This window comes from Kerstersia gyiorum, from assembly GCF_004216755.1.
Taxonomy (GTDB): domain Bacteria; phylum Pseudomonadota; class Gammaproteobacteria; order Burkholderiales; family Burkholderiaceae_B; genus Kerstersia; species Kerstersia gyiorum.
In genome coordinates this window covers 381,681-406,565 of record NZ_SGWZ01000004.1, presented here as the reverse complement: position 1 = coordinate 406,565, position 24,885 = coordinate 381,681, and the positions used below count along the sequence as shown (strand labels likewise).

Sequence of the window (24,885 nt, the reverse complement as noted above, 5' to 3'; positions counted from 1 at the left end):
CCAGGCGCCCGCTATCGGCAGCGCCCGGCACAGCCATGGCTAGGCGCGGGAAACCTCAGCCAGATCCCAGCGCGGGCGCACCGTAAAAGCATGCTGCAGACTGGTAGCGGGATCGTCCTCTGGCGACCACAGCCCCGCCTGGACGCGCTGGGCCGCCGCAAAGGCAATCATTGCGCCGTTATCGGTACACAAAGCCAGTGGCGGGAAAAACGCCTCGCCCTTGAGCGGCCTGAGTGCGGTTTCCAGCCTCTGGCGCAGCAGACGATTGGCGCCAACGCCCCCCGCCACCACCAGGCGCTTGAGCCCGGTCTGGCGCAGGGCTTTCGCTGCCTTGGCAATCAAGACCTCGACAATCGCACGCTGCGTGGCAGCGGCCAGATCCGCGCGGGTCTGCTCGTCCATGGCACCATTGGCATTGGCCGCCTTCACTTTTGTCAGCACGGCGGTCTTCAGGCCGCTGAAGCTGAAATCCAGGTCGCCGCTATGCAGCATAGGGCGTGGCAGTTCGAAACGGTCGGCATCGCCCTGTTCCGCCAGCGCCGATAGCGCCGGCCCGCCGGGATAACCCAGGCCCAGCAGTTTGGCACTTTTGTCAAAAGCTTCGCCAGCGGCATCGTCCAGGGTTTCACCCAGCAATTCATAGCGCCCGACACCATCGACACGCATGAGCTGGGTATGCCCGCCGCTGACCAGCAGCGCGACAAAAGGAAACGCCGGCTGGGGCGTGGCCAGCCTGGGCGACAGCAAGTGGCCTTCCAGGTGATGAATAGGAATGGCCGGCACGCCCAGCGTCCAGGCCATGGATTGCGCCACGCTGGCGCCCACCAGCAGCGCGCCTGCCAGACCAGGGCCGGCGGTATAAGCGATGGCATCGACGTCACCCAGCACCAGGCCCGCCTGGGCCAGGACTTCAGTCGTCAGGGGCAAGGCGCGGCGAATATGGTCGCGCGAGGCAAGTTCAGGCACCACGCCGCCATAATCGGCATGCATGGCGATTTGTGTGTGCAATGCATGGGCCAACAGCCCACGCTCCGTACAGACGACGGCTACGCCGGTCTCGTCGCAGGAGCTTTCGAATCCCAGGATGATCATGCGGCCGAAGTTTACATCCAAACCCGGAGTTTCTCGCAGTGGCGCTGGCGGAAAACGCTGCATTTCCCCGCGAAAAGTGGTAATTTCTGCGCGGACTTCCGCCGTGGCCATTGCACGCCAGGCCCATTCCCGCGCCCGCCGCAGGCCTGGGCCTGCAAAAAGCCAATGCGAACCCCGGATGCCCACCGGACGCCCTTTATCGACTTTCTCTCTGGGAACCCCCATGCTGGAGCAACTCTTCAAACTACGTGAGCACGGCACAGACGCGCGCACCGAGATCATCGCCGGAATCACCACCTTCCTGACGATGTCCTACATCATCTTCGTCAACCCGGACATCCTGTCCAAAACCGGCATGGACCGCAGCGCCGTCTTCGTCGCCACCTGCCTGGCCGCCGCACTGGGTTCGGTCATCATGGCGCTGGTGGCCAACTGGCCGGTCGGCATGGCACCCGGCATGGGCCTGAACGCGTTCTTTGCCTTCACCGTGGTCGGCGTCATGGGCTACAGCTGGCAACAGGCGCTGGGGGCAGTCTTCATTTCCGGGCTGATTTTCATCATCCTGACGGCCACCGGCATACGAGCCTGGCTGATCGACGGCATACCCAAATCCTTGCGCAGCGCCATTGCTGCCGGCATCGGGCTGTTCCTGGCGATCATCGCGCTCAGCACCTCTGGCATCATCGTCGCCAACGAGGCAACCAAAGTGGCGCTGGGCGACATGCACCATCACGCCCCGCTGATGACGCTGGGCGGCTTTTTCCTGATTGCCATCCTGGACGCCCTGCGCGTGCGCGGCGCCATCCTCATCGGCATTCTGGTCATTACCGTGCTGTCGATGGTGCTGGGCTACAACGACTTTGCCGGTGTATTCTCCATGCCGCCCAGCATCCTGCCCACCTTCATGCAGCTGGATGTCGCCGGCGTGCTGCAGACCGGATTCATCAGTGTGATCCTGGTATTCGTCCTGGTAGAAGTCTTCGATGCCACCGGCACCCTGGTGGGTGTGGCCAAACGCGCCAACCTGCTGCCGGAAGGCAAGCCCAACCGCCTGGGCCGCGCGCTGTTTGCGGACAGCACAGCCATCATCGCGGGTTCGGCGCTGGGCACCAGCAGCACGACCGCCTTCGTTGAAAGCGCATCCGGCGTGCAGGCTGGCGGCCGCACCGGCCTGACCGCGCTGGTTGTCGCCATCCTGTTCCTGGCGGCCCTCTTCATCGCGCCGCTGGCCGGCTCCGTGCCGGCTTACGCGACCGCGCCCGCGCTGCTGTACGTCGCCGGCCTGATGATGCGTGAAATGACGGATATCAACTGGGGCGACATCACCGAAGCCACGCCAGCAGCGCTCACCGTCCTGATGATGCCCTTCACTTATTCCATCGCCAACGGCCTGGCCTTCGGCTTCATCAGCTACGTGATTCTGAAAACCGGCACCGGCCGCATCCGCGAGGTGCACCCAGCCACCTGGGTCGTGGCGGCGCTGTTCATCATCCGCTACGCCTGCTTCCCTGGCTGAGCCTGCTGCACTGGGCGGCCACTGCCCTCAGTGCCCGCCACGCTGTTCCGGCGTAAAAACGGGTACCGTCAGGTACCCGTTTTTCTCTTGCAAGCTCGCCTCAGAATGCGCGGGAGACCGAGAATACCGCGCCCAGACGGCCGGACTCCTTGCCGCTGCGGGTAGGCAGCCAATTGCTGTCACTCGCGCCAACCGCCGCCAGCCCCAGCACCCAGCCATTCAGATCCTTGCTGACGCCCAGCCGATAATCCACGTAATGGCCGATGCCATCGCCATTCATATCCACCTGGTTTTTCAGCTTCTGGTAGCCAAGGTGCGCATCCAGCCCCCAGCCGTCGCCCAGGTCGAAGCTGGCCGACGCATCCAGGTACCAGGTGCCTTTGCTATCCGGCGTATTGAAGAAATCACTGGGCGAGTACGAATACTTCAGGCTGAACGCCTCATAGCTCAGGCCCAGGTACAGATCCGTATTGCTGAAATTGCCGCCCTTGCCTGCCACCGGGGTTTTGTCAGAACCCGGATACCAATACTGCAGCACGCCGATATCCAGCCCCAGGCCGTGACCCAGCTCGCCACTCCAGCCGCCATAGAAATCCATTTCCAGGTTCGCCTCGTTGAAGACGTTATCGGCCACGTTCGAATTCCAGTTCCCCAGGTAAAAGCCGGAGGTATGCGTCAAATCCACCCCCAATTGCGCGGCAGGACGGAAATTGGTCTGGGAATAACCCCGGAAACGGTAGTCATTGGTCAAGGTGGCGTTGCCTGACAGGGTAAATCCGGCACCCAGATCGGTTTCGGCCCGGGCGGGCGGCGCGCCCAGGGCAAGACCCAGCGCAGCAGTGGCAAGCGAGGCGACTAGCAAGGTATTCTTCATGATGGGATCCAGGCATAGGCAAGAGGAATGGCTCGGGGCCATGACACCCTGTCCGCCAGCCCGGAAAACGGGCCGCGTGGCAGGCTTCACTGCCTCTCAAGCATTTTTCATGCCAACCTTGCCGCCGCAGATCCGGCGCGCCATCATCGCCCCGGAACGGGCGTCTTGCCTCCAGACGGTGCACTGCAAGCGACACCGGTGTGCCAAAAGCAGGCATCTGACGCACCAACAACGCAAACCAGGCCAGTCCGCCGGCGTGAAACGCTATCCGCAGCTTCCAGAGCCCATAGTTAACAGCGGGGAAACAAGGGGGCGCGTGCTTGAGCCTCGGCGCCCGCGCCACAACACAAGGACAAAGACACGACTCAACCCGCGTCGCCAGCCTCATCCTGAACCTTCCAGGGGGCCTTGCCGCGGGTCATATCCACCAGGCCGCGCCGCACGCTATCGAGTGCGCTCTCCGGCACCTTCAGCACCCAGGACACGCCTTCCCCGTCATAATGCTCAGTCATAACCTCGGCACCCTGGCCCAGCACGAAAGCCTGGCAGCGCGCCAGATCGGCAAACACCACTGCCGTTTCCACCAGCCGGCTGGGAATAATGACGCGCTTGGGCGCCAGGCGCAGGCATTGCGCCGCAGCGCCGGAATAGGCCCGCACCAGCCCGCCGGCTCCCAGCTTGATACCGCCGAACCAGCGGATCACCAATACTGCCACCTGATCCAGCCCCTGCCCCTCTATCGCCTGCAGGATGGGACGCCCGGCAGTCCCGCCGGGCTCGCCGTCATCATTGAAGCGATACTGCGCACCAATCCGATAGGCCCAGCAATTGTGCGTGGCTTCCGGATCGCTGGCAGCGGCGAAATGGGCCAGGGCCTGCTCGACCTCACTCACCGGCCAGGCCAGTGCGAGGAAACGGCTCTTCTTGACGTCTTCCTCGTAACTGGCCGGCCCTTCCAGGGTGCAGATAGGCGTGCTGCTCACTGCGGCGTCCAGAATCAGCCAGCCACGCCCTTGGAGGCCAGCAGCTCTTCATAGGTGCCACGGTAATCGTTCACCTTGCCGCCATCCTGGATCTCGAAAATACGCGTTGCCAGGCCGCTGACGAACTCACGGTCATGGGACACGAAAATCAGTGTGCCTTCGAACTTCTCCAGCGCCAGCTGCAACGACTCGATGGATTCCATATCCAAGTGGTTGGTCGGTTCGTCCATCAGCAGCACATTATGCCGACCCAGCATCAGGCGGCCGAAGGTCATGCGATTCTTCTCGCCACCGGACAGCACGCGCGCCTTCTTGGGCAGATCGTCGCTGGAAAACAGCAGGCGGCCCAGTACAGAACGGATGGCCTGATCTTCGTCGCCGGGCTGGCGGAAGCGGCTCATCCAGTCGAACAGCTGCTGGTCCGTATCGAACTGGTCAGACACGTCCTGCGCCATATAGCCGATATCGGCATTCTCGGACCACTTCACCATGCCGCTGTCCGACGCGAGGTCGCCCGCCAGCATGCGCAGCAGCGTCGTTTTACCCACGCCGTTGGCACCAATAATGGCGATCTTTTCCCCGGCATCGACCATGGCCGAGAACGGCTGGATGACCGGATGGTCGTAGGCCTTGGAAATGCCCTCGACCGTCAGCGCCAGGCGATGCATGACCTTGTTCTGCTCGAAACGGATATACGGGTTTTGGCGCGACGACGGCTTGACCTCCACCGTATCCGCCTTGATGCGGTCGATCTGCTTCAGGCGCGAGGTGGCCTGACGCGACTTCGACTTGTTGGCGGCGAAACGCCGCACGAAGTCCTGCAGTTCGGTAATGCGTTCCTTGGCCTTGCTGTTGGCCGCCATGACGCGTTCGCGCGCCTGGGCCGAGGCCAGCATGTAATCGTCGTAGTTGCCGGGATAGATGCGCAACTCGCGATAATCCAGGTCGGCCATGTGCGTGCAGACCTGGTTCAGGAAGTGGCGATCGTGACTGATGATGATCATGGTGCTCTGGTAGCCGTTGAGCACTTCTTCCAGCCAGTGAATGGTGTGGATATCCAGGTTATTGGTCGGCTCGTCGAGCAGCAGTACGTCCGGCGCGGAAAACAACGCCTGCGCCAGTAGCACGCGCAACTTCCAGCCAGGGGCGACTTCACGCATGGGCAGGTTGTGCTGCTCCACCGGAATTTCCAGGCCCAGCAGCAGCTCACCAGCACGCGCCTCGGCGGTATAGCCGTCATACTCGGCGAACTGCGCCTCCAGGTCGGCCGCGCGCATGTAATCTTCTTCCGTCGCATCCGCATTGGCGTAGATGGCGTCACGCTCGCTCATGGCCTGCCACATTTCCGCATGGCCCATCATGACCACGTCCAGCACGCGGACATCCTCGAAAGCGAACTGGTCCTGGCGCAGCTTGCCCAGCCGCAGGCCCGGGTCCAGCGTCACATTGCCCGCACTCGGCTCCAGATCACCACCGATGATTTTCATGAAGGTGGACTTGCCGGAACCATTGGCACCGATCAGGCCGTAGCGATTGCCATCGCCGAACTTGACCGAAACGTTTTCGAACAGGGGTTTCGGGCCGAACTGAATTGTGAGATTGGCTGTAGAGATCACGATAAGGGGAAGAGAAGAAACAGATTGGCGGCCTGCAGGACAGGCCAGGCAGACGCCGCCGGGCGCCAGGGGGAAATGCCTGGAGAAACAGCGAGTGTACCAAGCGCCGACGGCAAACGCATCCCGGCCACGCCGGGCACGGCCTTCACACGGCGCCGGCCACGGTTGGCGGCGCTGCCGGAAAGCCGCTTTCCCGGCCTGCAGGCCGCCGGTGCCAGGCCTCGTGCAGCAAGGTTCAGCGGCGCGACAACCGGGCACGCCCGGCCTGCCATTGCAGGCAGACCCGTGCGCCTATCGGCAGCGTCAGGATACCTGGTACATGGCCGTGCGGCAGGCCGCCAATCAGCGGTACCTGCACCTGGCCCGCCAGCCAGTCGAAAACCTGCTCGAGATCATGGCCCTGCTGGCGTTCGGGGGCGCCGCTATCGGTAAAGCGGCCCAGCAGGACGGCTCGCTGCCTCCCCAGGATACCGGCATGCAGCAACTGACTAAGCATGCGTTCCACCCGGAATGGCGATTCGCCGACATCCTCCAGGAACAGGATGCCGTCCTGTACCTGCGGCAGGTAAGGCGTTCCTATCAAAGACACCAGCAGCGCCAGATTGCCCCCCCAGAGCGTGCCTTCGGCCTGCCCGCTGGCCGCCCTGCCCGCCATACCATCGGCGAGCCCGGCCGATGCGGGCCAGACCGGCGAAAAATCGGCCAGCAAGAGTGACTCATCCATGGCGGCAAGAAAACTTGCCACCATGGATGAATCGGGCGTCAGCGCGCCGAAGTCGCCGCATACCATTGGCCCGGCATCACTGCCTGCTCCAGTACTGGCCAGCAGACCCAGGCTGAATGCCGTGCAATCGCTATACCCGACGAAACGCTTGCCGGAGCGCGCCCAGGCGGCCCAATCCAGGCGGTGCAGCAGCCGGCTCAGGCCGTAACCGCCACGCGTCGCCATGACAATGCCGGCGGGCTGGGCCATGGCGCGCTCGAACGCCGCCAGGCGCTCGTCGTCAGTACCGGAAAAACGCTGATAGCGTCCAGCAGCCGCCGGGTCCAGCGTCACCTCGAAACCCAGCGAACGCAGATAATCGGCGCCACGCAACAACTCTGCCTGATCGCGGATTGCCCCTGCGGGCGACATCACATAAATGGCACGCGCCTGCCCGCCGCGAGTGACTGCGCCGCCGGGCTCGTGTGCATTGGAAGAACTCATTCCTGCTCCTGCTGCGTTTTCTTGAGCAGGCGGCGCTCACGAAAGAACGCGCGCAACTGCTCGCCACATTCTTGCGCCAGCACGCCGCCCTGCACTGCCGTATGGTGGTTCAAGACCTTGTAGGCCGATAGATCAAGCACGCTGCCACACGCTCCGGTCTTGGGGTCTGTGGCACCGAACACGACGCGCGCCAGGCGCGCATGCATCATGGCACCCATGCACATGGCGCACGGTTCCAGCGTGACATACAAAGTGGCGCCCGGCAGGCGGTAATTACCGGCGTTGGCCGCAGCCCGGCGCAACGCCACGATTTCCGCATGCGCGCTGGGGTCGCTGTCACCAATGACACGATTTCCGCCCACGGCGATCTCGTTGCCCTCGGCATCCACGATCAACGCGCCTACCGGCACCTCTCCCCGGGCTGCCGCCTCGGCAGCCTGCGCCATCGCGCGGCGCATGCGGGCGGCGTCGGTCAGGCTGGCCGCAGCAACGGCGTCGGGCAAGGCGGCAGCGCCGGAAGTATTTTCTGCACTCATCCAAACAACCACATGATCACCGGTGCCATCCAGGGCGCCAACACGGCGGTCACAATCCCGTTGAGCCCCATGCCCAGCCCGGCAAACGCCCCCATGTCCATGGAGACCTGGAAAGCACGTGCCGTCCCGATGCCGTGCGATGCCACACCCAGGGCAAAGCCGCCCAACACCGAAGTATCCAGGCGCAACAGGCGCAGGACGGAAACCCCAACGATGGCCCCCACCATGCCCGCCACCAGCGTAAAGGATACGGCCAGCGACGGCAGGCCACCCAGGTGCTCCGCAACGCTCATCGCAATCGGCGACGTGGCGGATTTAGGCACCATGGACATCGCCAGCACCTTATCGCCACCCATCAACAATACCATTGTGGTGCCCGACACGATTGCCATGACCGATCCGGCCAGCAGGCCTGCTGTCAACGGGCGCCAGGCGAGCTTGAGCCTGGGCCAGAGCCGTGCCAGCGGCACTGCCAGTGCCACGGTCGCGGGACCGAGCAGGAAGTGGATGAATTGCGCGCTATCAAAATAGACATCGTAGGGAATGCCCCCCAATGCCAGAATGCCCGTCACCAGAAAAACGGCGATGGCAACCGGATTGGCCCAGGGCGCTCGGCCGGTACGTACATGCGCCCATTGCGCAACCAGAAACGCGCACAGGGTCAGCGTCAGCCCTGGCAACGGAGAAGCGGCCAGATAGCCCACCAACCCGCCCGTAGCGGCGTCACTCATGATCTGTCTCTCCCGCGGCACGCTTGCGGTCGCTATCCACCATCCAGCGCGCAACCAGGCCGGTTACCACGAGAGTGAGAATCGTACTGATCACCAGCGATAAAAGAATGCCCAACCAGTGTTCACGCAACATGCCAAAGGCGGCGATGATGCCGACGCCTGCCGGCACGAACAGGATGGAAAGATGTTGCAACAGCGCATTGGCCGTCGCTTCCATGCGGGTCAAAAGCTGCGGGCGCGCCCGCAGCAAACAGAACAGCAGAACCATCCCCAGCACCGGCCCGGGAACAGGCAGGTGCAGGAGACGGCCCAACAGCTCTCCGATGCCTTGGCACAGCATCAGAATGGCAAAAGTTTCCAGCATTTTCAGTCCGCAGCGCTGACTTCCCAGGTTTCATCGCTGGCGCGCCACAGGCGGTAGCGCAGCTGGAAGCCTTCCGGAACATAAACAACGAGTGGCAGGCGACTGTTATAGCGCACCTTGAACCCCTCGCCCTGAACACTCACGAAGCGGTCTTTCCGGCTCTCTTCCGGACAACCCATCAAAGTGCTCGCAGGCCCCTTCACATCATTCAGCACGTAATAGCCATAGCCCCAGCCCTGCACGGTTTCCTCGGAAAGGCTACCCATGAACCACTGGCGGTTGCAATCGGTGGGGATGGTTTTGCCGACGATCAGCTGGACTTCGTAGTCCTCTTCCAGCGGGCGGCTTTCCAGGTTCAGCACATAGCGCGTCTGGCCAGCCTGCGGGGCAGGAAACGGCTTCAGGTCAGTCGCCGGGTCCGTTGCCGGATTGGCTGCCACGGACCCGGCCGCGAACATGGCGCCCAGGCCCAGACCTGCCACCGCAAGCAGACGGCGCAGGAACAGGCCGGCGCCAGGGGAACGGGAAATCTCGGTCATGATGAAGCTCCTTATCGAGAAAAAATGAAACAAGCAGCGCCCTGACAGGACTGCCTAAAACGAGGCTGCCTACTATACGCCGGCCACCATTGCATGCGCCTGGCTGATGAGTTCATAGGAACGCAAACGGTGCTCGAACTCGTAAACATCGGAAACGATCATCAGCTCGTCGGCCAGGGTTTCGTTCAATAGCTGGGCGATGCCTTCGGCCACGGTGTCCCGCGTACCGACGATGCTGCGCGCCAGCTTCTGCCGCACACGGCGGGCTTCGTCTGCGGTCCAGTAGGTGTCGATGTCGTCGATAGGAGGCTGGCTCAGGCCTCGCGTGCCGCGCAATTGGTTGGTCGACGACATTTGCTGCGTGGTCGCCAGCCGGCGAGCCTGCTCATCGGTGGCCGCCGCAATGATATTCACGCCGACCATGGCATGCGGGCGGGCCAGTTGTTGCGAGGGCCGGAAATTGCTGCGATAGATATCCAACGCCATCAGCAGGTATTCAGGCGCGAAATGCGAGGCGAAACCGAACGGCAGGCCCAATTCTGCGGCCAGCCGGGCGCCGAAGGTGCTCGAACCGAGAATCCACAGCGGCACCTCCGTGCCCACGCCCGGCACTGCGAACAGAGACTGCCCGGTACGTGCCGGCCCCAGCAACGCCTGTAATTCCAGCACATCCTCCGGAAAACGGTCCGCCGCCGCCGGGTGGCGACGCAAGGCGCGCAGAGTGGCCTGGTCAGTGCCTGGCGCGCGGCCCAGCCCCAGGTCGATACGGCCGGGATACAGGCTGGCCAGCGTACCGAACTGCTCGGCAATGACCAGCGGCGAGTGATTGGGCAGCATGACACCCCCCGCGCCGATGCGGATGCGACGGGTCCCGGCGGCGATGTAGCCGATCACCACCGCTGTCGCCGAACTGGCAATGCCGCGCATATTGTGGTGTTCCGCTACCCAGAAGCGCGAATAGCCCCACTGCTCCGCATGCGCCGCCAGGTCCCTGGCGCGCCGCAGCGCGGCCCCGGCATCGGCATCCTCGCCGATGCGGGCCAGATCCAATATTGAAATCTCTGCCATGTTGTCTCCGAAATCCATCCATTCTGTCGCCCGCCCTGCTATTTTTCCACCTTGCGGTGCCACCCTGTGCCAGGGCACCAAGGGCGCGAAAAAAAGCGGCAAGCTGAAGTTCACATCGTAACGCACGCCTTCTTGCATGGCAGTGCCTGCATCAATCCTGCGATACCGTGCGCTGGCCTGCGCCGCGGCGGCGGTTGATGCAATATTGATTTACTACGCTGCAGCTGCATCGGAAAAGGGCCTCCTACGCGGTGCCTCCGCAAGGCAACGTTTTTGTCTCGGGGCGACCCGGCGACAAAAAATAGCGCAATATGTAACAAATACAGTCTCCGCCAGCCTCTTGAACTCGATTCTTCCGGCATGGGATTTCGGCTAATAGTCACATTCATGCAGCGTGCAACCGGTTCAATAGCAGCTATGGTTTCCGGCCGATCCCGTTTCAGGGGTTATATTCCGTTAGTCTTTATTTCACGCGACGCTACATGCACGTGCCAATGACTCCCTCCAATTTCGCCATTCCTCTCCCCTTGCTGCTGGTATTTGCTGTCGCGGTGGGCGTGCAAACGGCACTGGGCGGTTACGCGGGCCTTATCGTCTGTGCGCTGGGTGTCCTCGCCCTGTATTGGCGCAGCCGGCGGCGCCAGCAACGGCTTCTGCACTGGTCGGTTCAGCTTGACAGCACGCCACCCGCTGCGCTTCGGGGCTACGACGAACTGATCGCCAATATCTACCGCCAGCATCGACATCTGCGCAAACAGACCGAACAGGCGCACACCGTGTTCGATGACTGGCAGACCATGCTCAATGCCTTACCCTTCGGGGTGCTGCGCCTGGATGGCGAACTGCAGCTTACCTGGTGCAACCAGAATGCAGAGCGCCTGCTGAGCCTCAACCTGCCGGAAGATCTCGGCTTCCGGCTGAGCAACATCCTGCGTACGCCTGCCTTCGTTTCCTATGCCAGCAAACAGGACGACTGGCAGGAAGGCATCACACTGCAACTGCCTGCCGGACAAATCCAGGCGCAACTGGTGGACGACAAACAAGGCGGCGCTGTGCTGCTGGTCTTTCCGCAAGCACTGGCAGTCAGCACCATCATCGACGCACCGGCACCGCTGGCAGACGCCGCCCATCCACCACTGCCGTCAATTGCCACTGACACACAAGTGGATACCAGCAACCGCGTAGCTGCCTGACCAATCATCTGCCGCATGGCATCCAGCCCCTGACACGTTCCGGGGCTTTTTTTCGACTGCAGAGGCAAGGCCGGCTTGATGCAAAGGAGGCAAAGGGCACGATGCTGAATGCGCCATGCCATGCTGCCAACGTTACCTGGCGTCAGGCCCGCCTGCACGACACGAGCCGATTTGCGCTCGGCACGGGGTCATGGCATGATTTTTTCGTTTCCTATTGATTGCCGGAATTCTTGGACATGACCGAAAAAAAACGCATTCTCCAACTGGGACCGCTGGCCGGTTCACCTGGCGCGCAGGAACGCCTGGAAGCCCTCTATGACGTGGTGCCGCTCTGGCAGGCCGAAGACCGCGCTGCCCTGCTGAAGCAGGAAAGCCCCAACATTCGTGCCCTGGTCACCACTGCCGTGCGCGGTTGCGATGCCGCCACCATGGATGCCTTACCCAACCTTCAGGCCATCTGCAGCTGGGGCGTGGGCTTTGACGCCATTGACGTCAAGGCCGCTCACCAGCGCGGCATTCAGGTCAGCAATACTCCCGATGTCCTGACCGACTGTGTTGCCGACCTGGCCTGGGCCCTGCTGCTGGCCTGCGCCCGGCGCGTCGCCGAAGGCGACCGTTTCGTCCGTGCCGGCCAGTGGGGCTCGGTGCATGGCAGCTTTCCGCTGGGCCGCCGCGTGACCGGGCGCAAACTGGGCATACTCGGCCTGGGCCGCATAGGCAATGCCATTGCCCGACGCGGCTCAGGCTTCGACATGGAAATCCGCTACCATAACCGCCACCAGCGCAACGACGTGCCTTACGCTTACGCCGAAACGCTGGAAGAACTGGCAGCCTGGTCGGACTTCCTGGTCATTGCTGCTGTAGGCGGCGCCGAAACGCGCAACCTCGTTGATCAAACCATCCTGCGCGCGCTTGGCCCGCACGGTACGCTGATCAATATCGCACGCGGCTCCGTGGTGGACGAAAACGCACTGGTGCAAGCACTCGAGGATGGCAGCCTGGGCGCCGCCGGGCTGGATGTATTCGCCAATGAACCCCAGGTGCCGGAAGCGCTCAAGCAATCCGACAAGGTCGTGCTGCTGCCGCACATCGGCAGCGCCACCGTGGAAACACGTGCAGACATGGTGGAACTGCTGTTCCGCAACCTGCACAGCTTCCTGGAAACGGGCAAGGTCATTACGCCGGTCTGACGTGCTGCCATGCCTGCTGCGGCAGGCATGGCAACGACGAGGGACTGTGCAGAGATCAGCCCTTGCGTTCGCTGATCTTCAGGCCGTTGTCCTGGGCAAAGCCGATGACGAACTTCCAGGCCAGCGGTTCGAGCTCGCGCAAGCGGTTGTCCACCACCACGCAACGCACGCCGTCGATGACGGTAGGCACGACGTAAGGGGAATAGGTCAGGTGACTGGCCGGGGAACCGACCGGTCGGAAGGGAGCCATCACGCCCGCCAGGCGCTCGGCCCAGTCACTGGGGCGAAAGCGCTGCCCCGATTCTGTCACGCCGTGGATAATGTGTTGGCTTACTTGTTCTGTCATGGAAAACGCACCAGGATCAACAGACATGGCAAGCTGCCCGACAAAGACAAATGTCCTGCGCTGCAACTTGCCTGCGCAGGGATTGTATATGATTGAACCCAGATGTGCCGCGCATGGCGCGCCATGTCACATGCCAATTGCCGCCCGTCAGGTATGATAGATAGCTCGGCCACGTGCCTGAGCTGTTGTCGGCGCCCGTTTTGCGCCGGCCTGGCCAGGCGCATGTCCGGCATCGCCCCAGGCATGCCGGGCAGTGGCGGAATCGCGCTGGCCCCCGGGCCGGAGTGCTTCATATGCTGCGCTGCACAGACTGCCCGGCGCAGGAACCATCACGCAGACAACCATGACCCAGACACCCCAACAAGCTGCCCCTTTGCGTCACTTCCTGCAATTCACTGATCTGACCCGCGACGAGATCCTGTATCTGCTCGACCGCGCCCGCATCATCAAGGATGACTTCAAGCGTTACATCCCGCATCTGACCCTGCATGACCGCACCCTGGCCATGGTGTTCGAGAAGGCCAGCACGCGTACCCGCGTCTCTTTCGAGGCAGGCATGTACCAGCTTGGCGGTTCCGTCATCCACCTGACCACCAACGACTCCCAGCTGGGCCGCTCCGAACCCATCGAAGATACCGCCCGGGTCGTTTCGCGCATGGTGGACCTAGTCATGATCCGCACCTTCGAGCAGACTCGCATCGAACGCTTTGCGTCCCACTCTCGCGTGCCGGTCATCAACGGCCTGACCAACGAATACCATCCCTGCCAGATCCTGGCCGACATCTTCACGTTCATCGAACATCGCGGCCCCATCGCGGGCAAGACGGTAGCCTGGATCGGCGACGCGAATAATATGTCCTATACCTGGTTGCAGGCCGCCGAAATGCTGGGTTTCACCTTGCATGTCTCAACGCCGCCGGGCTATGCACTGGACCCGGCCCGCATTGGCCAGCCCGCGCCTCACGTGCTGAAGCAATTCGACGACCCCGCCGAAGCCTGCCGTGGCGCAGACCTCGTCACGACGGACGTCTGGACCAGCATGGGCTATGAAGCGGAAAATGCCGAACGCCGCGCAGCCTTCGCCGGCTGGCGCGTGGACGAACGCCTGATGTCGCAAGCCAACGCCGATGCCGTCTTCATGCACTGTCTGCCCGCGCATCGCGGCGAAGAAGTCACGGCCCAAGTCATAGACGGACCGCAAAGCGTGGTCTGGGATGAAGCGGAAAACCGCATGCACGTGCAAAAAGCACTGATGGAATTCCTGCTGATCGGCAAACGCTGATCCGGCCGCCCGGGCTGCGGGCGTGTCGCTGGCAGGCCGGCCACCGGCCTGCCAGGCCAGTTCCTGGCGGTTCAATTACCGGCGGATTCCCACTTGCGGCGTTCCTGCCGATTCAGCACTGCACCCTTGCGCGGGCCGGGAAATACTACGCTGAAACGCGTGCCCGACAGGGCCGGCCGGCTTTCCAGGCGCCACCAGGCGCCATGCGCTTCTGCAATTTCCCTGACGATGGCCAGGCCCAGCCCTGCCCCGCCCGGCACCGCCGACGGCCCACGATAGAATGCCTCGAAGATTTTCTCCTGTTCTTCGGGCGCCAGGCCGACTCCGTCATCCTCCACCACCAGCACCGGTGGCGTGCTGCCGATGCGCAGCCGCAGCATGGTCGCACCCGTCGCGTAGCGCAGTGCGTTATCTATGAGGTTGCCAAGAAGTTCGTCCAGCAGCAACGGGTCGCCATCTATCCAGACCGGGTGCGGGGGCGCGCTCAGGTCCAGCTCCAGTCCGGCTTCCCTGGCCTTGCCCAGCCAGCGGGCGCCACTGTGCCTGGCCCATTCGCACAAATCCATGGAAACGAAGCTGTCCTGCGGCCGCACGCCCGGGTCCACCCGCGCCAACACCAGCAATTGCTGCCCAAGCCGGATCATGCGGTCAGTCACCGACTTGATGCGCCGCGCCCGCGCCTCGATGTCCTCAGGTAAAGAGCGGGCCAGCATCAACTCGGATTCCAGTTTCAGGCCGCTCAGGGGGGTGCGGAACTGGTGCGCCGCATGGCCGATGAAACGCCGCTGCGCTGCCATGGAAGCATCCAGACGCGCCAACAATTCATTGGTGCGCTCCACCAACGGCACGATTTCCAGCGGCAGGTGATTCGACGGCAAGGGCTGAAGATCCTCGGCGCTGCGCTCACCCAGTGATTCAGACAGGTCGGTCACCCCTTTCAGGCCGGAGCGCACACCGACAACCAACACCCAGCCGAACAGCAGCAAAGACGCCAGTTGTCCCGCCACCATGAACCAGAACACGTCTTCCAACACCCAGCTGGAAGCATCCAGCTTATGTGTCAGTACCCAGGTAGCACCGATATCCACGCAGACCAGCGCCAAGATGGGCGGTAACAGGCGCACCAGCAGATGGCGTGCCAACGAGCCCCGGCGCAGGATGCTGCCGCGCGCGTCCGGTTTGCTGCTTACTCGCTGCATGGCTCCAGCACGTAGCCAAAGCCGCGCACCGTCTGGATACTGACGCCGCAACCTTCCAGGCGCTTGCGCAAGCGGTAGACATAGACCTCGACGGCGTTCTCGCTGAAATCAGCATCCCAGGCAGACAAGGAATTGACGATCTGGCGCTTGGTGACGACCTTGCCCAGACGCGTCATCAACATTTCCAATACGGAAAACTCGCGTGCCGACAGCCCCAGGCGTTCGCCCTGGGCCCGCACTTCGCGGCCCACGGTATCCATGGACAGCAGACCAGCCTCCAGCAAGGGCTGCGCCTGACCGAGGCGGCGGCGTGCCAGCGCACGCACGCGAGCGGCCAGTTCAGCCAGCTCGAAAGGCTTGACCACGTAATCATCGGCCCCGGCATCCAGGCCCTGCACTCGGTCGCCCAGGCTGTCGCGCGCCGTCAGGATCAATACCGGTACATCATCGCCCGCCGCGCGTATGCGTTGCAGGATATCCAAACCATCGGCATCCGGTAGGTTGAGATCCAGCACCAGCAAATCATAGGAATGCCCATCCAGTGCACTCTGCACCTGGGTACCGTTCTGCAGCCAATCAACCGCATAGGCCTGGTCCTGCAGGAATTCCCGCAGCGCATGGCCCAGCGTGGCATCGTCTTCTATCAGGAGTACTCTCATGTGATGAATTCTATCCGAAGGCTTGCAGGCGGGACATCAAAACGAAACACCCCGGAAACGGGAAAACGTTTCCGGGGTGTTTTTCCGGCAGGCCGGGCCGCCTGGGCTGCCCGGCTGTCATGTTCCGACCGGCGCCCATAGTGCCCCGATGGAGCCTGCCTCAGTGTGCCGCGTGCGGCGCAGCCTCGGCCGGAGCGCCTTCGGCAGCTTCTGCAGCAGCCGAACCTGGCGCACCAGGCTGGGTGATGAAACCGATACGGGCAATACCGGAGCGGCGGGCGCTGGCCATCACACGCGCCAGGGTTTCATAGCGGGTGTTCAGATCGGCGCGGATACGCACTTCCGGTTGCGGACGCTCGTGCGAGATGGACGCGAAGCGGCCAGTCAAGTCATCCAGCAACACGATCTCATCATTCCAGAACACCACGCCGCCAGCATCAATCGCAAGGTCGATGGTCTTGGGATTTTCTTCGATCTGCTCGGAACTGGCCTGCGGCAGGTTGATGCGCACCGAGTGCGCCAGCAAAGGCGCGGTGATGATGAAAATAACCAGCAAGACCAGCATCACGTCGATCAACGGAACCATGTTGATTTCAGACATGGCATGGCCGCTGCCCTGCTTGCTGTCAAAGCTGCCGAAAGCCATCAGTTGGCTCCTTTGGTTTGTGCCGCAGCCTGGCCGCCACGGCGCTGCAGTGCACGCAGCTTGCCGTCGGAGAGCTCAACTTGCTGGCCGGTGCTCAGGAAGGCGAAGAGATCGTAGGCAAAGGCATCCAGGCGCGACAACAGCACGCGGTTGCTGCGCACGAAGGCGTTGAACGCCAGCACGGCGGGAATGGCGACGGCCAGGCCCAGGCCGGTCATGATCAGCGCCTCGCCGACCGGACCGGCGATGCGGTTGATCGTCATGCCATCGGACATGCCAATGCCGACCAGCGCGTGATACACGCCCCACACCGTACCGAACAGACCGACGAACGGTGCGGTAGAACCCACCGATGCCAGTACCGTCAGGCCATTTTCCAGTTTGGCGGTTTCTTCGTCGATAACCTTGCGCATGGTGCGGCTGACGAAATCGCCGTTGCTGCCGGATTCTTCCAGCTTGGTGGCGCCGTACTTGGCATGATGCTTCTGCGCATAGACCGCGTGACTCGTCAGGTGCGAGAACGGGTCGTTGGCGCCGTGGGTAATGATTTCATTTTCGACCTGCTCCAGCGAGCTGGCATTCCAGAACTTGTCGAGGAAAGAACGGGCGCGCTTGCGGGTACGGTAGTTGGAAATCGCCTTGACGACGATCAGGTACCAGCTGATCAGGGACATCACCAACAGGATGATGAACAGCGCCTTGCCCACAACGTCGCTCTGGGCGACGAAGTGCAGGAAGCCCATGCTTTGCTCGGCAGCAGCAGCGCCAGCATTGGCGGCATGCTGGCCCAGCGAGCTGGCCATGTCGGCGCCCGACTGCAACGCCGTGCCGGCTTGGGCGGCCGCGGCATCGGCGCCGGTCTGCAGGGCAGCACCGGCTTGCTGGACTGCGTCAGCGCCAGATTGCAAGGCTGCACCAGCCTGGGCAGCAGTGGCATCGGCACCTGCCTGCAGGGCCTCGCCCGCCTGGGCGGCCTGGGCCGCGGCGACATTGGCGCCTCCCTGGACGGCAGTCGCGCCGGCAGCGGCTGTACCCGCATTGCTCGCCGCATCCGCCGCCGGCGACACCTGCGCCAACACTTGGGCCAACGTCGTCGGCGTAATCAAGGTATCGGACATCTTATTTCCTCATGACAAATACTTATTGGTCGCTTGCCGCTGCGGCGTGCTGCGATCCGATTGGATTAAAAACCAGCGGCATCCCTCCCGACAGGGAAGGACGCCTGAACTCAACGCCTGTTTCTCAGGACGAAATCGAACGGGATATCAGCCATCGCCGGGTACGGAACACCGTTTTCGGTGTATGGCTTGAAACGCGATTTGCGCGCTGCCGCCAAGGCCGAACGATCCAGGCGTTCGAATCCGGACGATTGCTGCACCTGCGCATCCTCGACCTCACCGTTGGTGTTGATCAGTACGCGGATCACCACCCGACCCTGCTCGCGGCGCTGCTGCGACGCTTGCGGGTAATCCGGCAGCGGCCGGCGCCCGAGGTAATCCACGTGACCGATCATGCGCGGCTGGTCTGGCGGTGTGCCCATTTGCGGGCCGCTGGGCGTGCCTTTCGCATCGGGATCGCCGCTGGGCGGCAGATCCGACGGCGGCGCATCCGAAGGCGGCGCGTCTTCCACCGGCTCCTGCACCGGCGTCACGGCAGGCGGTGCCACGGGCTTGGGTTTGGGTTTCGGCTTCGGTTGGGGCTTGACCTTGGGCGCTTCCTCAACGACAGGCGGCTTGATGTCAGGCTCGGGCTCGACCACGGGTTCCGGCTCGGGGTCGGGTTCGACCTCAGGCTCATCGGGTTCGGGCTCAGGCTCGGGTTCGGGTTCGACTGGGGGCGGTGGCGGCGGCGCCGGCGGCGTGTCAGCCTGAGGTGCCTTGGCCAATTGTGGATCCGGGCTGATATCCACGAAGCGCACCATGACGGCTTCGGGCTCTTCCTGTACCGGGGGTTCCCCCTCAGCCAGGAAAAGCACGCCGAACAAGGCAGCATGCAAGGCAACCACAGCCACACCGGCACCTACACGCAGGCCAATCGGGTAGCGCTGCGTGGACCAGTTGTTTATGTTATGAAGCATGAAAAGGAAACATCGCTTAGCTGGCGGCTGTCCGCCCCCATGACAGAGAAACAACCTGAGAAAGACATTCAATCAGGCAAGTGAAAATTGTAAAATAAATGGGACTTATTCACAACTCGATATCCCACTTGAAATACAAAAGCGGTCAATTCCGTAAAGTTTCTCTGGCCCGACAAAAGCAGAATCCGGACATTCTGAGGCTATCTTGATTAATAGACAAGTCCGATTCTCATACGCGAAATCAAAAAAGCCACCCGTCGACTGCCAGTATTGACCGGCAACGGGTGGCTTTTTGCCTGGCCCTGGCCACCTTCGGCGCACCAGGGCAACAGTACATCAGGCGCTGTGTTGCGGCAGGACGCCCGCAGGCGCGTCGCGGCGATCCGCCTCTGAGTCCAGGTCAGATACCGGTGCACTGGCGAGGATATCCGGCACCGGCTCGCCGTCCAGCACAGCATGCAGGCGTTCCTGATCCAATTCACCTTCCCAACGGGCCACGACAATGGCTGCGACGGCATTGCCGGTCAGGTTCGTCAACGCACGGCATTCCGACATGAAACGGTCGATACCGAGAATCAGGGCCATGCCGGCAATCGGCACACTCGGCACGACCGACAGCGTTGCCGCCAGGGTAATGAAACCGGCCCCCGTCACACCAGCCGCCCCCTTGGAGCTAAGCATGGCAACCAGCAGGAGCAGCAATTGCTGCTGTAGCGTCAACGGAATATCACAGGCTTGCGCAATGAAAAGCGCCGCCATCGTCATATAGATATTCGTGCCATCCAGATTGAATGAATAGCCCGTGGGAACCACCAGGCCTACCACCGATTTGGCACACCCTGCCCGTTCCATTTTCTGCATCAGGGTTGGCAATGCCGCCTCAGAGGAACTCGTCCCCAACACCAGCAGCAGCTCTTCGCGAATGTAGCGCACCAGCTTCACAATGGAAAAGCCGTTGTAGCGCGCCACGGCGCCCAGCACGAACAACACGAAAAACACCGACGTCAGGTAAAAGGTCACGACCAGCAAGGCCAGGCTGGACACGGATTCGATGCCATATTTGCCGATGGTGAAGGCCATGGCACCAAAGGCACCGATCGGAGCCGCCTTCATCAGAATCGCCACCAGGCGGAACACCGGGCTCATCAGCGATTGCATGAAGGTCAGTACCGGCTTGCCACGCTCGCCCACCATGGCCAGCGAAATGCCGAACAGCACCGATACGAACAGGACTTGCAGGATATTGCCGGTATTGAATGGGCTGATCAAGGTATCGGGAATGATACCCATCAGAAAGGCAGTGATGGTGCTGTCATGGGCCTTGTCCACATAGCCCTGCACGGAGGCCGGGTCCAGTGACACCGGGTCAATATGCATGCCATGGCCGGGCTGCACCAGGTTGCTGACAATCAGGCCCACGATCAGCGCCAGCGTGGAGAACGTCAGGAAGTAGATCATGGCCTTGCCGACCACCCGTCCAACCTTCTGCAGGTCGCTCATCGCGGCGATACCCGTCGTCACTGTCAGGAAAATCACCGGCGCGATGATCATCTTTACCAGCTTGATGAAAGCCTCCCCCAGGGGCTGCATTTTCTCACCGATATCGGGCCAGAAATGGCCCAGCAGAATGCCTATCGTGATGGCCACGATGACCTGGACATAAAGAATTTGATAGATTTTTGGCCTGCGCACGGGCGCGCTGCCACCGATGAAAATATCGGCCATGTCGTTTGTCCCCTTTCTGGTTTCGACTGTCCTGGCGCGTCTGTTTTTTAGCGGCGCGCCTCTTGCCCAAAGGATGCTTAGTCCGCAGCGAACGGTTTTTCCGCTGCGCCGTGTTCCGCCTGATGGCGTACATGCAAGACCAGGGCCTGGCACTTGCTTACGCGCACTTAAGCAATTCCCGTGCCAACAGCAGGGAAATCCGAACAGCACCTGAAAAAGCGCGCCAGAAGTGGGTCTTGCTAAAACGACTGCGCGAGCGGCAAGCCGCCCACGACACCCGGAGCATGAAGATATGTGCGAAAATCCACACAATAAATTTCAGAAAGTGCGATTTTTCACACAACCATGTCTCAACCACCTGCGAGCCTGTACCCGCCCTCTTCCCTGGACATGCCCGGGCTCGCCCGGCGTTTGCGGCGTGAATGGCTGGTGCTGGGCGTGGCGGCATGCGTGGCGCTGGTCCTGGCCTTCTGGCTGGCCGGCAACGCCAGCCGGACACAGACGCTGGCTGCATTGCAGGAACGGTTGGACAGCCTGGCGCACAGCCAGGCCGATGTCATCAGCAACATCCGCAAGAAATACCGTGCGCTGCCGTTCGTGCTGGCACAGGATCCGGAATTCCGTCACGTGCTGTCCGGCCAGTCCGGTGCCGATGCCGTCCAGGCGCTCAACCACAAACTCGAGCGCCTGGCGCAGGAAACCGGCGCCAGCGTGTTGTACCTGGTCAATGAACAAGGCGAGACCCTGGCTGCAAGCAACTGGAACCGGCCTGAAAACTTTGTCGGCCAGAATTTCCTGTTCCGGCCATATGTCACCCAGGCATTGAAAACCGGGCAGGCCGAATATTTTGCCCTGGGAACGTCCAGCCATCGTCCCGGCCTTTATTTTTCAAGACGCCTGGAAATGCCGCAGGCGGCCACGGCCGGCGTCATCATTGCCAAGCTGGAATTCCTGCAACTGGAAGAGGAATGGCAACGCTACCAGGATACCCTGTTCGTCACGGATGCCGATGGCGTGGTCATCCTGAGCAGCCGGCCAGAATGGCTGTTCATGACGGACGGCTCCCTGCCGGCGCCACGCCGCCAGGCTCTCATGTCGGCCCAGCCTTTCGGCGATGCCCCCTTGCAGGCGCTGCCGCTGCGCCGCCAGAACCAGGGCGGCGCCGCTTTGCTGCTGGATAATGCCGAAACCTATCTGGAAGACCAGGCAGGCATCGAAGACAGCCGCTGGACCTTGCATGCACTGGCCCCTACCCGCAGCCAGTTGGCCCGCCACACCACGACAGCGAGGCTAACCGCGATACTGGCAGTCGTTGCCCTGCTGGCGCTGGCTGCGCTGTGGCTGCAACGCAACCAACGGGCCCGGGAGCATGCCGCGCAGCAGAGCAACCAGCGCCGCGAACTCGAACGCCTGGTTGAGGAACGCACGGAAGCGCTGCGTCATGCCAACCGCCAGCTGGAAAATGAAATGAAGGCGCTGCAGGCTTCCCGGGCACGGGCGCGTGAACTGCGCGAGCAGCTGGAGCAGGCAGACAAACTGTCTTTTCTCGGCCAGATTGCCGCTGGCGTGGCGCATGAAATCAATCAGCCTGTGGCAGCCCTGCGCATGTATGCGGCCAACAGCCGCACCTACGTGGAACGCCGCGACCCGGATGGCATCTCGCGTACCCTGGACGCCATAGACAAGCTCACCGACCGCATCGGGCTGATCACCTCGCAGCTGTGCCACTATTCACGCAAGACTGAAGAGGAAAGCGCGGACATCAGCGTCCGCGAGGCGCTGGACAATGCCTTGTTGCTCCTGGCCCATCGCGCCAGACGCCAGGGTGTAGAACTGGATATCCATGGCGTGCCGCCGAATCTCAGCGTACGAGCCGCGCAAGTCCGGCTCGAACAGGTATTCACCAACCTGATACGCAACTCCCTGGATGCGCTCGGCGAGCAGCCCGGCGGCCGCATCGTCATGCATGCCTGTGCCAGCGATGGTGTGGCGGAAATTCATTTGCAGGACAACGGCCCAGGCATTTCTGCGGAAATGCGCGCCCGCCTGTTCATGCCCTTTGCCTCGGGACGCAGCGAAGGGCTCGGACTGGGCCTGTTGATCTCGCACGACCTCATCCACGCCTTCGGCGGCAAGCTGGAAGAACGTTCCCAGCCCGGCGCAGGCGCCCATTTCGTTATCACTCTGCCGCTCAGCCAGTCATGACTCCGCCCCTGCACATCGCCTTCATCGACGACGACCCCGACCTGCTCGCGGCAACGGTCCAAAGCCTGGAACTGGCCGGTTTCGAGGTCACGGCATTCAACAATGCCCAGGAAGCCCTGGAGCAGCTGCCACCCGACTACCCCGGCGCTGTCATCAGCGACATCCGCATGCCCGGCATGAACGGCATCGACCTGTTCCGCCTGCTACGCACCCGCGACCCGGAATTGCCGGTCATCCTCATTACGGGCCACGGCACCATTGCCATGGCCGTGCAGGCCATGCAGGAAGGCGCCTACGATTTCCTCACCAAGCCTTATGCGCCGGATCAGTTGCTTACGGCTGCGCGCCACGCCGCCACGCAACGCCGCCTCTGTATGGAAAACCGCGCCTTGCAACAAGCGTTGCAAACCGATGCGGGCGGCCCTCCCTTACTGGGCGATTCCGCAGTGATGGCCAGGCTGCGCAACACGCTACGCCATATCGCCGACGCCGACGCCGACGTCCTGATCGAGGGTGAAACCGGCAGCGGCAAGGAAGTCGTGGCAACCTTGCTACACCGCTGGAGCAAGCGCGCACCACATCATCTGGTAGCAGTCAATTGTGGCGCACTACCTGAAAACATCATCGAAAGCGAGCTGTTCGGCCACGAAGCCGGCGCCTTTACCGGCGCGCAGAAACGCCGCACCGGTTTGATCGAGCATGCCAGCCGGGGCACGCTGTTCCTGGACGAAATCGAAAGCATGCCGTTGGCGGCTCAGACCCGCCTGCTGCGCGTGCTGGAAAACCGCAAAGTGCAACCGCTGGGCAGCAACGAGGAACGCGCCGTGGACCTGCGCGTCGTGGCAGCCAGCAAGGTCGACCTGGGCGACCCTGCGCAGCGCGCGAACTTTCGCGCGGACCTGTATTACCGCTTGAATGTCATTACCCTGCGCCTGCCGCCGCTGCGCGAGCGCAGGGAGGACATCCCGCTGCTATTTGCCCATTTCTGTGCACTGGCGGGCAGGAAGTTTTCACGCCCTGCTCCGCCGCCTGATGCGCAAACCCTGGCCCAGCTGGAAATGCATGACTGGCCAGGCAATGTCCGGGAACTGGCTCATTACGCCGAGCGTCATGTGCTGGGGCTGACGCGGCACGAGACCATGCCTGCACTGCCGGCAGGACTGACGCTGCCGGAACGCATGGAACGCTATGAAGCACAGGTGATCAGGCAAACGCTGCTTGCCTGTCGCGGCAGTGTCAAGGACACGATTGCCGCGCTGGGAATACCGCGCAAGACTTTCTACGACAAGCTGCAGCGCCATGGCATACAGCGCAGCAGCTTTGCGGACAACGGCACCGCTGGCGATACACCGGACTAGACCCGCTGATGAGGCCACGCCCGGCGCCCGGCGGCGTAAGGGATCAAGCCTGTTGCGGGCTGTAGATATCCTTGAGCGCGGCAATCAACTGGCGGACGCGCTCATCGTCGATACGATAGTAGAGGGTTTGCGAAGCGCGGCGATAGGTCACCAGGCCTTCTTCGCGCATGCGCGCCAGGTGCTGCGACAGGGCTGACTGGCTGAGATCCAGATGTTCGAGCAGGCTGCCTACCGACATTTCCCCGTTTTCTATCAACAGGCAAAGCACCAGCAAACGGCGCGGGTTGCCTGCGGCGCGCAACAACGCCGCGGCCTGTTCGGCGTCGGCATCCAGGAACTGGCACAGCGCTTTGGCTGCCAAGCTACCGCCCTTGCCCTTGGCGGCGCCGGGGCGCGGACTGGGGTCCGCATTCCGGCCTTGGGCTTCTGCAGCGGAGTGGGAGGCCGGAATAGCGGCTTCTTCACGCTGTACGAGATCT

The 24,885-nt window shown here is 62.5% G+C and carries 24 protein-coding genes; 6 read left to right on the top strand and 18 right to left on the bottom strand.

Translation table 11 applies throughout. From position 1 onward, the window contains the following. Positions 1-39 precede the first annotated feature (39 nt). Positions 40-1,092 carry a tRNA (adenosine(37)-N6)-threonylcarbamoyltransferase complex transferase subunit TsaD gene (gene tsaD, locus EV679_RS13745; RefSeq protein WP_068370014.1) on the bottom strand — a complete coding sequence of 351 codons (1,053 nt, stop codon included), beginning with the start codon at positions 1,090-1,092 and terminating at the stop codon, positions 40-42. Between the two features lie 223 nt (positions 1,093-1,315). Here tsaD and EV679_RS13740 point away from each other — a divergent pair, with 223 nt between their 5' ends. Continuing rightward, a complete protein-coding gene (locus EV679_RS13740; RefSeq protein ID WP_130487513.1) occupies positions 1,316-2,608 on the top strand; it encodes an NCS2 family permease in 1,293 nt (430 codons plus the stop codon). A 100-nt stretch (positions 2,609-2,708) separates the two neighbouring features. On the opposite strand, the gene EV679_RS13735 is transcribed toward EV679_RS13740, so the two are convergent. From EV679_RS13735 to EV679_RS13695, 9 genes are all read right to left on the bottom strand, one after another. Further along, positions 2,709-3,482 carry a TorF family putative porin gene (locus tag EV679_RS13735; protein ID WP_127774335.1) on the bottom strand — a complete coding sequence of 258 codons (774 nt, stop codon included), beginning with the start codon at positions 3,480-3,482 and terminating at the stop codon, positions 2,709-2,711. Positions 3,483-3,847: 365 nt separating this feature from the next. Further along, positions 3,848-4,465, bottom strand: a complete 618-nt coding sequence (locus EV679_RS13730) for an IMPACT family protein (RefSeq protein ID WP_242611498.1) — start codon at positions 4,463-4,465, stop codon at positions 3,848-3,850. A 14-nt stretch (positions 4,466-4,479) separates the two neighbouring features. After that, positions 4,480-6,081 carry an ABC-F family ATPase gene (locus EV679_RS13725; protein ID WP_068369567.1) on the bottom strand — a complete coding sequence of 534 codons (1,602 nt, stop codon included), beginning with the start codon at positions 6,079-6,081 and terminating at the stop codon, positions 4,480-4,482. 235 nt (positions 6,082-6,316) lie between these two features. Beyond that, a complete protein-coding gene (locus tag EV679_RS13720) occupies positions 6,317-7,288 on the bottom strand; it encodes an LD-carboxypeptidase (protein ID WP_068369569.1) in 972 nt (323 codons plus the stop codon). Further along, entirely contained in the window at positions 7,285-7,746 is a 462-nt protein-coding gene (tadA, locus tag EV679_RS13715) for a tRNA adenosine(34) deaminase TadA (protein ID WP_068370020.1), read from the bottom strand. Before tadA ends, EV679_RS13720 begins: the two co-directional genes overlap by 4 nt. Positions 7,747-7,820: 74 nt before the next feature. Continuing rightward, positions 7,821-8,555 carry an LrgB family protein gene (locus EV679_RS13710; protein WP_068369572.1) on the bottom strand — a complete coding sequence of 245 codons (735 nt, stop codon included), beginning with the start codon at positions 8,553-8,555 and terminating at the stop codon, positions 7,821-7,823. Next, positions 8,548-8,919 carry a CidA/LrgA family protein gene (locus EV679_RS13705; RefSeq protein WP_130487512.1) on the bottom strand — a complete coding sequence of 124 codons (372 nt, stop codon included), beginning with the start codon at positions 8,917-8,919 and terminating at the stop codon, positions 8,548-8,550. The genes EV679_RS13710 and EV679_RS13705 overlap by 8 nt, the downstream gene beginning before the upstream one ends. 2 nt (positions 8,920-8,921) lie before the next feature. After that, positions 8,922-9,458 carry a serine protease inhibitor ecotin gene (gene eco / locus EV679_RS13700; RefSeq protein ID WP_238591335.1) on the bottom strand — a complete coding sequence of 179 codons (537 nt, stop codon included), beginning with the start codon at positions 9,456-9,458 and terminating at the stop codon, positions 8,922-8,924. A 72-nt stretch (positions 9,459-9,530) separates the two neighbouring features. After that, on the bottom strand, positions 9,531-10,526 hold the full coding sequence (locus EV679_RS13695; protein ID WP_068370025.1) for an LLM class flavin-dependent oxidoreductase: 996 nt from the start codon (positions 10,524-10,526) through the stop codon (positions 9,531-9,533). Positions 10,527-11,020: 494 nt separating this feature from the next. Here EV679_RS13695 and EV679_RS13690 point away from each other — a divergent pair, with 494 nt between their 5' ends. Then, positions 11,021-11,719 carry a PAS domain-containing protein gene (locus EV679_RS13690; RefSeq protein WP_068369582.1) on the top strand — a complete coding sequence of 233 codons (699 nt, stop codon included), beginning with the start codon at positions 11,021-11,023 and terminating at the stop codon, positions 11,717-11,719. A gap of 236 nt (positions 11,720-11,955) precedes the next feature. Further along, positions 11,956-12,909 carry a 2-hydroxyacid dehydrogenase gene (locus tag EV679_RS13685; protein ID WP_068370028.1) on the top strand — a complete coding sequence of 318 codons (954 nt, stop codon included), beginning with the start codon at positions 11,956-11,958 and terminating at the stop codon, positions 12,907-12,909. 55 nt (positions 12,910-12,964) lie between these two features. Here the strand turns inward: EV679_RS13685 and EV679_RS13680 are convergent, their stop codons facing one another. Continuing rightward, positions 12,965-13,255 (bottom strand): DUF3579 domain-containing protein, encoded by a 291-nt coding sequence (locus EV679_RS13680; RefSeq protein WP_068370031.1) that lies wholly within the window; start codon positions 13,253-13,255, stop codon positions 12,965-12,967. A 343-nt stretch (positions 13,256-13,598) separates the two neighbouring features. On the opposite strand from EV679_RS13680, the gene argF reads away from it, so the two are divergent. Next, positions 13,599-14,537: an ornithine carbamoyltransferase gene (argF, locus tag EV679_RS13675; RefSeq protein ID WP_130487510.1), complete on the top strand. Its 939-nt coding sequence runs from the start codon at positions 13,599-13,601 to the stop codon at positions 14,535-14,537. Positions 14,538-14,608: 71 nt separating this feature from the next. Here the strand turns inward: argF and EV679_RS13670 are convergent, their stop codons facing one another. From EV679_RS13670 to EV679_RS13645, 6 genes are all read right to left on the bottom strand, one after another. Next, complete coding sequence (locus tag EV679_RS13670) at positions 14,609-15,736, bottom strand: sensor histidine kinase (RefSeq protein WP_068369590.1); 1,128 nt, start codon at positions 15,734-15,736, stop codon at positions 14,609-14,611. Then, positions 15,724-16,395 carry a response regulator gene (locus tag EV679_RS13665; RefSeq protein WP_068369593.1) on the bottom strand — a complete coding sequence of 224 codons (672 nt, stop codon included), beginning with the start codon at positions 16,393-16,395 and terminating at the stop codon, positions 15,724-15,726. Before EV679_RS13665 ends, EV679_RS13670 begins: the two co-directional genes overlap by 13 nt. 160 nt (positions 16,396-16,555) lie before the next feature. Next, the gene (locus tag EV679_RS13660; RefSeq protein ID WP_068369596.1) at positions 16,556-17,041 is read right to left on the bottom strand and encodes an ExbD/TolR family protein; all 486 of its coding nucleotides are present in this window, start codon (positions 17,039-17,041) and stop codon (positions 16,556-16,558) included. After that, positions 17,041-18,108 carry a MotA/TolQ/ExbB proton channel family protein gene (locus tag EV679_RS13655; RefSeq protein WP_415358763.1) on the bottom strand — a complete coding sequence of 356 codons (1,068 nt, stop codon included), beginning with the start codon at positions 18,106-18,108 and terminating at the stop codon, positions 17,041-17,043. The genes EV679_RS13660 and EV679_RS13655 overlap by 1 nt, the downstream gene beginning before the upstream one ends. Positions 18,109-18,269: 161 nt before the next feature. Then, complete coding sequence (locus EV679_RS13650; RefSeq protein ID WP_068369599.1) at positions 18,270-19,118, bottom strand: energy transducer TonB; 849 nt, start codon at positions 19,116-19,118, stop codon at positions 18,270-18,272. Positions 19,119-19,454: 336 nt separating this feature from the next. Then, complete coding sequence (locus EV679_RS13645) at positions 19,455-20,843, bottom strand: dicarboxylate/amino acid:cation symporter (protein WP_130487509.1); 1,389 nt, start codon at positions 20,841-20,843, stop codon at positions 19,455-19,457. Positions 20,844-21,188: 345 nt separating this feature from the next. On the opposite strand from EV679_RS13645, the gene EV679_RS13640 reads away from it, so the two are divergent. Beyond that, positions 21,189-23,048: a sensor histidine kinase gene (locus tag EV679_RS13640; protein ID WP_130487508.1), complete on the top strand. Its 1,860-nt coding sequence runs from the start codon at positions 21,189-21,191 to the stop codon at positions 23,046-23,048. Further along, positions 23,045-24,406, top strand: coding sequence for a sigma-54-dependent transcriptional regulator (locus tag EV679_RS13635; RefSeq protein ID WP_127774363.1), 1,362 nt, complete (start codon positions 23,045-23,047; stop codon positions 24,404-24,406). The genes EV679_RS13640 and EV679_RS13635 overlap by 4 nt, the downstream gene beginning before the upstream one ends. 43 nt (positions 24,407-24,449) lie before the next feature. Here the strand turns inward: EV679_RS13635 and EV679_RS13630 are convergent, their stop codons facing one another. Continuing rightward, positions 24,450-24,767 carry an ArsR/SmtB family transcription factor gene (locus EV679_RS13630; protein WP_068370037.1) on the bottom strand — a complete coding sequence of 106 codons (318 nt, stop codon included), beginning with the start codon at positions 24,765-24,767 and terminating at the stop codon, positions 24,450-24,452. Positions 24,768-24,885 lie beyond the last annotated feature (118 nt).

What these genes read in the sequence shown, in the direction of transcription:
- EV679_RS13690 (WP_068369582.1), top strand. Translation starts at nt 11,021, where the DNA reads ATGACTCCCTCCAATTTCGCCATTCCTCTCCCCTTGCTGCTGGTATTT.
- eco (WP_238591335.1), bottom strand. Translation starts at nt 9,458, where the DNA reads ATGACCGAGATTTCCCGTTCCCCTGGCGCCGGCCTGTTCCTGCGCCGT.
- tsaD (WP_068370014.1), bottom strand. Translation starts at nt 1,092, where the DNA reads ATGATCATCCTGGGATTCGAAAGCTCCTGCGACGAGACCGGCGTAGCC.
- argF (WP_130487510.1), top strand. Translation starts at nt 13,599, where the DNA reads ATGACCCAGACACCCCAACAAGCTGCCCCTTTGCGTCACTTCCTGCAA.
- EV679_RS13635 (WP_127774363.1), top strand. Translation starts at nt 23,045, where the DNA reads ATGACTCCGCCCCTGCACATCGCCTTCATCGACGACGACCCCGACCTG.
- EV679_RS13695 (WP_068370025.1), bottom strand. Translation starts at nt 10,526, where the DNA reads ATGGCAGAGATTTCAATATTGGATCTGGCCCGCATCGGCGAGGATGCC.
- EV679_RS13645 (WP_130487509.1), bottom strand. Translation starts at nt 20,843, where the DNA reads ATGGCCGATATTTTCATCGGTGGCAGCGCGCCCGTGCGCAGGCCAAAA.
- EV679_RS13705 (WP_130487512.1), bottom strand. Translation starts at nt 8,919, where the DNA reads ATGCTGGAAACTTTTGCCATTCTGATGCTGTGCCAAGGCATCGGAGAG.
- EV679_RS13740 (WP_130487513.1), top strand. Translation starts at nt 1,316, where the DNA reads ATGCTGGAGCAACTCTTCAAACTACGTGAGCACGGCACAGACGCGCGC.
- EV679_RS13650 (WP_068369599.1), bottom strand. Translation starts at nt 19,118, where the DNA reads ATGCTTCATAACATAAACAACTGGTCCACGCAGCGCTACCCGATTGGC.
- EV679_RS13660 (WP_068369596.1), bottom strand. Translation starts at nt 17,041, where the DNA reads ATGGCTTTCGGCAGCTTTGACAGCAAGCAGGGCAGCGGCCATGCCATG.
- EV679_RS13720 (WP_068369569.1), bottom strand. Translation starts at nt 7,288, where the DNA reads ATGAGTTCTTCCAATGCACACGAGCCCGGCGGCGCAGTCACTCGCGGC.
- EV679_RS13710 (WP_068369572.1), bottom strand. Translation starts at nt 8,555, where the DNA reads ATGAGTGACGCCGCTACGGGCGGGTTGGTGGGCTATCTGGCCGCTTCT.
- EV679_RS13685 (WP_068370028.1), top strand. Translation starts at nt 11,956, where the DNA reads ATGACCGAAAAAAAACGCATTCTCCAACTGGGACCGCTGGCCGGTTCA.
- tadA (WP_068370020.1), bottom strand. Translation starts at nt 7,746, where the DNA reads ATGCGCCGCGCGATGGCGCAGGCTGCCGAGGCGGCAGCCCGGGGAGAG.
- EV679_RS13735 (WP_127774335.1), bottom strand. Translation starts at nt 3,482, where the DNA reads ATGAAGAATACCTTGCTAGTCGCCTCGCTTGCCACTGCTGCGCTGGGT.
- EV679_RS13670 (WP_068369590.1), bottom strand. Translation starts at nt 15,736, where the DNA reads ATGCAGCGAGTAAGCAGCAAACCGGACGCGCGCGGCAGCATCCTGCGC.
- EV679_RS13640 (WP_130487508.1), top strand. Translation starts at nt 21,189, where the DNA reads ATGTCTCAACCACCTGCGAGCCTGTACCCGCCCTCTTCCCTGGACATG.
- EV679_RS13680 (WP_068370031.1), bottom strand. Translation starts at nt 13,255, where the DNA reads ATGACAGAACAAGTAAGCCAACACATTATCCACGGCGTGACAGAATCG.
- EV679_RS13665 (WP_068369593.1), bottom strand. Translation starts at nt 16,395, where the DNA reads ATGAGAGTACTCCTGATAGAAGACGATGCCACGCTGGGCCATGCGCTG.